We start from the raw sequence: 8,896 nt of genomic DNA on the forward strand, positions 1-8,896 counted from the left end.
GGGATCGAAGAAACGCATGGTATTGCGTCCGGTGGCCTTGGCCTCGTACATCGCCAGGTCCGCCCTTTTCAACAGTTCGTCGATATCGTTCTGCTGGCCGCCAAACAGCGTGATGCCGACACTCGGGGTATTGTGATATTGCTGGCCGCCCAGATCATAAACCCGATTGAGAACACTCAGGATCTTTTCACCAACGATGCGGCTCTGGCTGGCGGCTTCATCAGACTGTGCACCCAGATCCTCGAGCATGACCACGAACTCGTCGCCGCCGAGGCGGGCAACGGTATCGCGTTCCCGCACGCAGTCGGTTAGCCGCTTGGCGACCTGCTGCAGCAACAGATCACCCTTCTCATGACCCAGCGTGTCGTTGAGCGTCTTGAAGTTGTCGAGGTCGATGAACAGCAAGGCACCGCGCCGGTCACGGCGGGCACTCGCCGCCATGGCAATGCGCAGGCGGTCATGCAGCAGACGCCGGTTGGGCAAACCGGTCAGGACATCGTAGAACGCGAGTTGCTTGATCTCCTCCTGCGTGGCCTTGCGCAGAGTGATGTCGGTGAGCGTCGAGACGTAATGAGTAACCCTGCCTTCACTGTCATTGACCGCCGAGATGGTCAGCCACTCCGGATAGATTTCCTCGTTCTTCCGGCGGTTCCAGATTTCGCCCTGCCAGGCGCCCGTGCGTTCGATACTCTCGCGCATCGCGGCATAGAAGAGTGCGTCGTGACGACCTGAACTGAGCAGCCTGGGCGTGCGACCAACTGCCTCCTCGGCCGAATAGCCGGTAATGTCGGTGAATGCCTGGTTGACCCGCAAGATGGTTCCGGCGGCATCGGTAATGAACATGCCCTGCTGCGATTCAAAAGCGGCTGCGGCAATTCGTTCCCACTGTTCGGCCTGCTTGCGGTCAGTAATATCGTGCGATACGACGACAACGCGCAGCACGTGCCCCTCATGGTCGCGTATCGCGCGGCCAATCGACGACATGTGACGGACCGCGCCATCCTGACGCAGCAGGCGATACTCGATCTGCTGTCCAATTCCGGTTTGCGCCGTCTGCCGGAAGACTTCCTGCACCCGATCGCGGTCATTCGGATGGACATCGGCAAAAGAGTCGGACCCCTGCAGTTCCCGCCCATCACTGAACAACTGTCGATAGGAGGAACTGTTGTAAACCCGGCGTCCTTGCAGGTCGAGCACGGCGATATGCTCGCCAATGCTCTCGGAAATCAACTGGAAGAACTCTTTCTGTTCCCTGAGGGAGGCTTCGAGTTCCTTACGCCGTGTGATATCCTGAGTCGTCCCCAAGATACGCAGCGGCCGGCGATCAACATCGAACTCGACCTCCGCCCTTTGCGCGATCCAGCGTATCACTCCGCCCGTGACTATCCGCAACTCGTGCTCGAAAGACTCGCCCCTGAGCGCCGCTTCACTGGCCTGCTGAAAGCTGGCACGATCATCAGGATGAACCAGCGCAGTGAAGGCAGCGAGGTTGCCGGTCGAACCAGCCGGGAGTCCGAAAATCCGACAGGCCTCGTCCGACATGCAGATCTTGCCACCAACCAGATCGTACACCCAACTGCCGACATGAGCCACCGCCTGTGCACGGTTGAGATCGGCTGCGGTGGCCTGCAAGTCCGCCGTGCGCTGCGCAAGAGCGCTTCCCAATTGCTCCACTTCATCGATCCGGCGCAGATAGGAACGACTGAGGAAAATTATCAGCAGGACCGCCACGACTACTGCGGCAAGCTGAACCAGGGCATACATCAGCGCAGGAGTTGGCGGATGCGGCGGCAACAGGGTCAGCCAGTCGGCTGCCATGAAACCCAGGATCACCGCGACCGTCAACCCGCCAAGGAGGCGCGCCACGCCCGCTCCGAGCAACCAGCCTCCGGTCATGATCAGCAAAGGATAGAGGATCACCAGCAGCCCGCGCAGACCTCCGAAAAAGACCGAAATCCCGACCACGGTCACCCAGGTACCCCAGATCAGCACGGCAAGCGATGCGCGCACCCGCCCACCAGACATCAGCCAGAGGCTGGCAGCCGCCACTGCAATGAGGATTGACGGACCAAACGCCCGCCCGGGCTGATCCGGAATCAGCATGAGGATGGTCAGCAGAACCCCGACAGCAGTAATTAGGATCGCCCAACCGGCATACTTCAGGAAGATGAGCGAGGGCGCCCAGTAGAGCGGGTGATCGTCACCAGCCTTCCGGTTGGTCGAGTGCAGATGCTCCGGGTTCATCTTTCCTCGCCTCTGCGCCCTATCGGTTGCCGGCTAGGCACCGGCGGTCTCGGCAACCGTACGGAAAAACCGGTAGCAGTTGCGGCCGGCTTGCTTTGCGTAGTACATCGCCGTGTCCGCATTTTTAAGCAGATGCGCAACGTCGTCACCATGTTGCGGGTAGACGGCGATGCCGATACTGGCCGAGACTCCGATCGTGTGCGGTCCGATGGCGAACGGTCGCTTGAGGGCAGCAAGGACCTTTCCGGCCACCAGCATGGCATCCATCGCCTTGTCCATCTGTGCCAGCAGGATGACGAACTCGTCACCGCCGAGTCTTGCCACGGTATCCGAGTCCCGAGGCACGCACGACTTCAGGCGTAGCGCCACCTCCTTGAGCAACAGATCACCGATGTCGTGTCCGAGAGTGTCGTTGACCGGCTTGAACTGGTCCAGATCGAGGAACATCAGGGCCAGTGTTCCGCGATCCCGCCGCACCTGTGCCAAGGCCTGGAACAACCGATCGCTGAGCAAAGCCCGGTTCGGCAAGTCGGTCAAGGGGTCATGGTGGGCGAGGTGCTGCACCCGTTCTTCAGTCGCCTTGCGCTCGGAGATATCCTGTTTTATGGCGACAAAATGCCGAATCCGGCCGCTCATGTCGGTGACCGGCGAAATGGTCAGAGCTTCGTCATAGAGGCTGCCATCCTTGCGGCGGTTGACGATTTCTCCGCTCCAGACCCGGCCACCGAGAATCGTCTCCCACATCCGCTGATAGAACTCCGGGTTCTGCATTCCCGAGTTGAGCATCTCGTTCGGCCGGCGGCCAAGCGCCTCGGCCAGGCTGATCCCGGTCATCCGGGTAAATGCGGGATTGGTCCATTCCACGCTTGCGTTCACGTCGGTAATCACGATGCCGTTGGCTGCAGAATTCAGTGCCGCTTCGAACAGGCGCAGGCGCGACTCGAGCTTCTGGCGGACCAGTGCATGACGGATCGCCCTGCCGAGCGCATCATGCTCGAACTGACCCTTGACCAGATAGTCTTGAGCACCGGCCTCAAGCGCGGCCTCGGCCAGTTGATGATCGTCCGCACCGGTAAGCACGATGATCGGTACATCGGGCACCGCCACGCGCACTTCCTGGACCGTGGCAAGGCCAGCCGAATCGGGCAGGGAAAGGTCGAGCAGGACGACGTCCGGCCTCGACGCAAGCGCCATGCGTACCCCGTCACCGAGTGTCGTTACCCAGGTGAGCGGTGCCCTGTCGCCCAGGCGCTGCAGACCGGCGCGGCGGATGCTGGCCTGAATCAGCCCAAAGTCGCCGGGGTCGTCTTCGACCACCAGAATCGAGATCTGCTGTGCCGACTTGCTCATCTCTTCGTCTCCGAACCGTCCTGCTCCCGCAAGACCCATTCGCCATTGTGCGGCAAGCGCACCAATCTGGACCAGTAGTCTCCGAGCCGACCGATCTCTTCAATGAAAACGCCGACGTCGGGCGACTTCGCAATATAGCCGGCAGCACCCAACCGATGGGCAGCAAGTACGTCGCGCTCGACTTCCGAAGTACTCAGGACGACGACCGGAATTTCCCGCAGTGAAACGTCGTCCTGGAGCGCAGCAAGAAACTCGCGACCATCCATGCGTGGCATGTTCAGATCAAGCAGGATCAGATCGGGCCGCTGCGCTTCGGCAAAACGCCCCCCCTGGCGGCGCAGATACTCGAGCGCTTCGCGACCATCGAAGACATGCTGCACCTCGGCCTCAATGCGGTTCTCGTGCAAAGCCACGCACAGCAGGTGCGCATCGGCCGGTTCGTCTTCCGCCAACAAGATCAGCAAGCCAGACGTCGCCGTGTTCATGCCTGCCGGCTCACTGCTCTCATCATGGCGGGTGCGCTGGCTCATGATCGTCCGACCTCGGCCGACGGCTGGTCGCCCGCCGGCAGTTGCAGCACCAGGCGACAACCACCGCCGCGCGCCTCTTCGATCCACGCCTGGCCGCCAGCGCTTTCGACGATGCGCCGAAGAATGGCCAGACCAACCCCGGTTCCTTCACCGCTCGACGACAAGCGCTCGAAGACGCGAAAGACGCGTCGGCGATACTCGGCTTCGACACCGGGACCGTTGTCACTGACGTGGTAGCGCACCCAGCCGGCGCAGCACTGGCCGCCGATTTCGATGCGCATCGGTTTTCCAGAACGCGCGTGCCGTAGGGCGTTCTCGATCGCCACTCGAAACAGGTCGTTAAACCGAGGCTGGTCGATCAGCGCCGACGGCAGCGCGCCGATGCTGACTCGGGCCCCTGCCTCGGCAATCGGCTCGGCAAGCCGGCCCAGGACGTCGGTCAGGATCGGCTCGACCGCGCAGGACTCGATCTTGCCGCGTGGCTGATCAGCCGACAGATAGAGCTCGGCATCCCGCAGGAGTTCCTGCAGGCGAGCAGCCTGCTGGCTGATGAAGTCCAGCGACACCTGCACTTCGGCGTCCTCGATGCGTCCGGCAAGCTGGCTGCGCAGGCGGCCGGCGTAGCTGGCGACGCGGCGCGCAGGCTCCTGCAGGTGATGAGCAGTGACTTCCGCAAAGCGCTGCAGATCGGCCGTGCGTTGCGCCACCCGCCGCTCGAGGGTCCGCTCGTGCGCTTTCGATGCCGCCACCAGTTTCGCCTGCCAACCGGCCTGCCAGGCGAGAAGTGCGCAGAACAACAGACCGACGGCCGATTGCCACCACAAGTCTCGCGTATCGGTCCAGCCGCCAAGCGGTGCGACGCTCAAGGTCCAGGTCGCGTTGGGTACCGCAAACGCCTTGTCGACCGGGTCTGACGGGGTTGCCGTTGGCGAACTGCCAATTACCATCTTGTCGCCAGTCTCCGGGTGGTGGCGCCAAAGTTCGTAAGCATAGCCACGCGCCGGCAGTTCGTCGAGCCCCGCCGACGCCAGAACTTCGGGCAAGGCGATCAGGACGATGGCAAACCCCCAGAAGGCTGGCTGACCCTGGCTGTCTTCCAGAAACACGGGCAGGCGGCCGTCGGCCGCCTGGTCACCCTGGATCGACTGGAAAGGACCAGCCAGCATCAACTGACCGCTGTCCCGGATCTGCTGCGCCTCCTTGCCACGCGCCGGATCGTGCATCAGGTCATGCCCGATCGACTTCTCGTGGCCGACAAGCGGAACCACCTGCCTGACGACGCCATCCGGCGCCAACTGCAGCGCAGAAGCACCCGGGAAGTAGCGCAGCAGCCGACTTGCCGTAACCTCGAAGTTGGAGACCACTCCCTTGCCCTGCTGTACCATTGCCGCCAAGGCATAGGTGGCTGACAACACCCGGTCGACACCGGTCTGAATATCATGCGTACGCTCGGCAGCCAGGCTGGTGGCCAGGTTGCGTGCTTCGCGCATGCGATACTGCTCCTGACGCCAGATCAGTCCGGCCGCCAGCGTCCCGGTCAGCAGGAAAACCAGCAGTGCCACGTACCACGGCCGGCACAGCCAACTGGTGTGCGTCGCTTCTGCCCCGTCCCGCCGCTCGAAGGTCGGTGAAGAGAGGCGGCGCGTCATGCCTCTCCCCGCCATAACGGCAGCGAGACGCAGAAGCGACTGCCCTGACCTTCGCCTGGCGACTCGGCCCAGATCCTGCCACCATGATGGCCAGCAATCTTGCGGCAAAGTGCCAGACCGACACCGCTTCCCTCGAAAGCGCTACGGCTCTGCAAACGCTGGAAAACCTGAAACAGCCGATCAACCTGTCCCACCTGTATGCCGACGCCGTTGTCGGTGACGACCAGCAACCACTCGCCAGCGAGCACCTGGCTGGCAACGGTGATCTGCGGAGTGCGGCCCGCGACGCGAAACTTCACAGCGTTGCTGATCAGGTTCTGCAACAGGCGCAGCATCTCGTCAGGGCGGACGAAAACTCGTGGCCACTTGCCGCGAATGCTGATCCCGGCTTCTGCCTCGGCAATCGCCGGCTGCAGGAAGAGCAAGGCTTCATCGACGATCGCCCGGCTTTCGAGCCAGGCTGGTGGTTCGCCCAGGCGACCAACCCGCGAGTACTCGAGCAGAGCGACCAGCATTCGGTCGAGTCGCTTGGCGCCGTCGATGGCAAAGCTGAAGTAGCTGCGCTGCTCGGCGTCAAGTTGATCGGCAAGACTGATGCCGATCAGTTGCAGGTAGCTGGCGATCATTCGCAACGGCTGGCGAAGGTCGTGGGAAATGGCGTAGCTGAACTGCTCCAGCTCGGCGTTGGAGCGCCGCAGTTCCTCTTCTGCCTGCTTGCGCTCGGTGACATCCTGGGTCGTTCCCAGGCTGCGCAGTGCCTTGCCGTCCGCTCCCCTGGTCAGGTCGGCCCGGTGGCGCACATGGCGCACCGTGTTGCCGACCATGACGCGATGCTCATGTTCGAAAGAGCCGCCGCGTTCGATGAAGACCCGCCAGGCCTGCTCCAGAGCAGCGCGGTCTTCGGCACAAACGCGTGCCAGATACGTCCGGCAACTCCCGACAGTGCCTTCCGGCAGACCAAAGATGCTGCAGGTTTCGGCGGACAGGTGCATCTGGTCGCTGACCAGGTCGTAGTTCCAACTCCCGACATGGGCCACGGACTGCGCCCGGATCAGGTTTGCCTCGCTCTCGCGCAGCGCCTGTACCGCCTCGTCGAGTTGCTGCACCTTGAGCTCGAGGTCCTGCTGCAGGCTCTCCTGTTCCCGCCGCAGGCGGTAGGTGCGAATGGCCGAGCAGACCTGGACGAAGATCTGGTTCGCGCTCAGTTCCGATTTCAGCCGATAGCCATCGATCTCATAGTCGCTGATCACATCCCGTTGCGGAGCGTAGCCCGGTTGTCCGGTGACCAGAACGATCTGTACGCTACGATTGGCCAGCTCGCCACGAATGTAGCGCACCAAATCCAGACCAGCCCGATCCGACTCCATCACCACGTCGAGCAGGATCAGGGCAATGTCGGAATTGGCCGCCAGCATGGCCTTCGCCTCCTCCGACGAACGCGCATCGAGCAGCAGCAAGCGACGACCTTCGATCAATACGTCCTGCAGAGCAAGGTGGAGCACGGCGTGGACATCTTCCTCATCGTCCACCAGCAGCAGCTTCCACGAGTTGCCGGCGTGCGCGACTTCACGGTCGACCGTGTCCCCCTCAAGCGAGACCAGCAGGGACCCAGCCTCGGCGGCCACAAGGCTGCTCGCTGCGACCTCTGCGGCAGTTGTTCCGCTACCCGCACCCGGACGCCCATCCTGCGAGCCGACGGACAACGACGCTTTCTCGCTCAACCGGGTCTTCTCCTCTCCGGCAACATGGCCCAATCAACCGATCGACCGCTCCGGCAACCCAGTCTGCCGCAACCGGTTGGCGGTCCACATCGGCCAGATACGGCACGAATACGCTCCAACTTTAGAGTCGATCGGTCTTCGGCGCCGGTTTGCTGGGCCGCACTCTGCACACGGGACGTCTGGTCAGCCCTGCTCGATGGGTGGCGCCACCTTGAACACTTCCGCCAGGGTCGTCACGCCGGCAGCGATCTTCATTGCCCCCGAGATGCGCAGGGGTTTCATGCCTTCGCGGAAAGCAAGGTCGCGAATCTTCGCGATATCCTTGTTCTCGCCGATCGCCAGCTTGATGTCCGGCGACAACATCAGAATCTCGTAGAGTCCGACACGCCCGAGGTAGCCGGTCATCCGGCAATCGAGACAACCCACCGGCCGGTAGAAGCGCGCCGGGCGGTTCGACTTCCAGGGTGCCACCAGTTGATCCCACATCGTCTCCTCGACCGGGCTCGCCGGGTGCACCTGCTTGCATTGCGGGCAGAGGATGCGCACCAGACGCTGCGCCATCACCCCGAGCACCGTTGCGCCGAGCAGATACGATGGAACACCGAGATCGAGCATGCGGGTGATCGCCGAGGGTGCGTCGTTGGTATGCAGGGTCGACAACACCAGGTGACCGGTCAGGGCAGCCTGAATCGCCACCTCCGCCGTCTCCAGGTCACGGATCTCACCTATCATGATGATGTCGGGGTCCTGGCGCATCAGCGCGCGAACCCCCTGCGCGAAGCCGAGATCGATGACGTTTTGCACCTGCATCTGGTTGAACGCCGGCTCGACCATTTCGATCGGATCTTCGATCGTGCACACGTTGACCGCCGGTGTGGCCAGCTGTTTGAGCGTCGAATACAGTGTCGTCGTTTTTCCCGACCCGGTGGGTCCGGTGACCAGGATGATGCCGTTCGGCCTTTCCGCCATCGCCTTCCAGCGCGCCTGGTCCTCCTCAGTGAAACCGAGTTCCGAAAAGCCGCGAACGAGTACCTCGGGATCAAAAATGCGCATCACCAGTTTCTCGCCGAAGGCGGTCGGCAGGGTCGACAGACGCAGCTCCGCTTCCTGACCATCAACCGTCCGTGTCTTGATCCGGCCATCCTGCGGTCGGCGCTTCTCGACCACGTCCATACGACCGAGAATCTTGACGCGGTTGATCATCGCCGCCAGGACACTCATCGGAATCTGGTACACCTGATGCAGAACACCGTCGATCCGAAAGCGGACGATCCCGACCTCACGCCGTGGCTCGATATGGATGTCGCTCGCCCGCTGTTCGAAGGCGTATTGCCATAACCAGTCGACGATGTTGACGATGTGCTGGTCATTGGCGTCGAACTGGCGATTGGTACGACCAAGT

6 protein-coding genes are annotated in these 8,896 nt (G+C 62.4%); all 6 read right to left on the reverse strand.

Annotated elements, in window-relative coordinates; all coding sequences use genetic code 11:
- Positions 1-2,244 (reverse strand): sensor domain-containing diguanylate cyclase (locus JNK99_RS06635; protein ID WP_291850431.1); only part of this gene is annotated, 2,244 nt, incomplete at its 3' end.
- Positions 2,245-2,277: 33 nt separating this feature from the next.
- A complete protein-coding gene (locus JNK99_RS06640) occupies positions 2,278-3,594 on the reverse strand; it encodes a diguanylate cyclase (RefSeq protein WP_291850435.1) in 1,317 nt (438 codons plus the stop codon).
- Positions 3,591-4,124 (reverse strand): response regulator, encoded by a 534-nt coding sequence (locus JNK99_RS06645; protein ID WP_291850438.1) that lies wholly within the window; start codon positions 4,122-4,124, stop codon positions 3,591-3,593. Before JNK99_RS06645 ends, JNK99_RS06640 begins: the two co-directional genes overlap by 4 nt.
- Positions 4,121-5,773 (reverse strand): ATP-binding protein, encoded by a 1,653-nt coding sequence (locus JNK99_RS06650; RefSeq protein ID WP_291850443.1) that lies wholly within the window; start codon positions 5,771-5,773, stop codon positions 4,121-4,123. The genes JNK99_RS06645 and JNK99_RS06650 overlap by 4 nt, the downstream gene beginning before the upstream one ends.
- A complete protein-coding gene (locus JNK99_RS06655; protein ID WP_291850446.1) occupies positions 5,770-7,494 on the reverse strand; it encodes an ATP-binding protein in 1,725 nt (574 codons plus the stop codon). Before JNK99_RS06655 ends, JNK99_RS06650 begins: the two co-directional genes overlap by 4 nt.
- Before the next feature lie 183 nt (positions 7,495-7,677).
- Positions 7,678-8,896, reverse strand: a 1,219-nt coding sequence (locus JNK99_RS06660; RefSeq protein WP_291850449.1) for a GspE/PulE family protein, incomplete at its 5' end; no start/stop codon positions are given.

It is taken from the genome of Accumulibacter sp., from assembly GCF_016789985.1.
Classification (GTDB): domain Bacteria; phylum Pseudomonadota; class Gammaproteobacteria; order Burkholderiales; family Rhodocyclaceae; genus Accumulibacter.

Excerpts from the sequence above, each read along its gene's own strand:
- JNK99_RS06640 (WP_291850435.1), bottom strand. The coding sequence starts at position 3,594 with ATGAGCAAGTCGGCACAGCAGATCTCGATTCTGGTGGTCGAAGACGAC.
- JNK99_RS06645 (WP_291850438.1), bottom strand. The coding sequence starts at position 4,124 with ATGAGCCAGCGCACCCGCCATGATGAGAGCAGTGAGCCGGCAGGCATG.
- JNK99_RS06650 (WP_291850443.1), bottom strand. The coding sequence starts at position 5,773 with ATGACGCGCCGCCTCTCTTCACCGACCTTCGAGCGGCGGGACGGGGCA.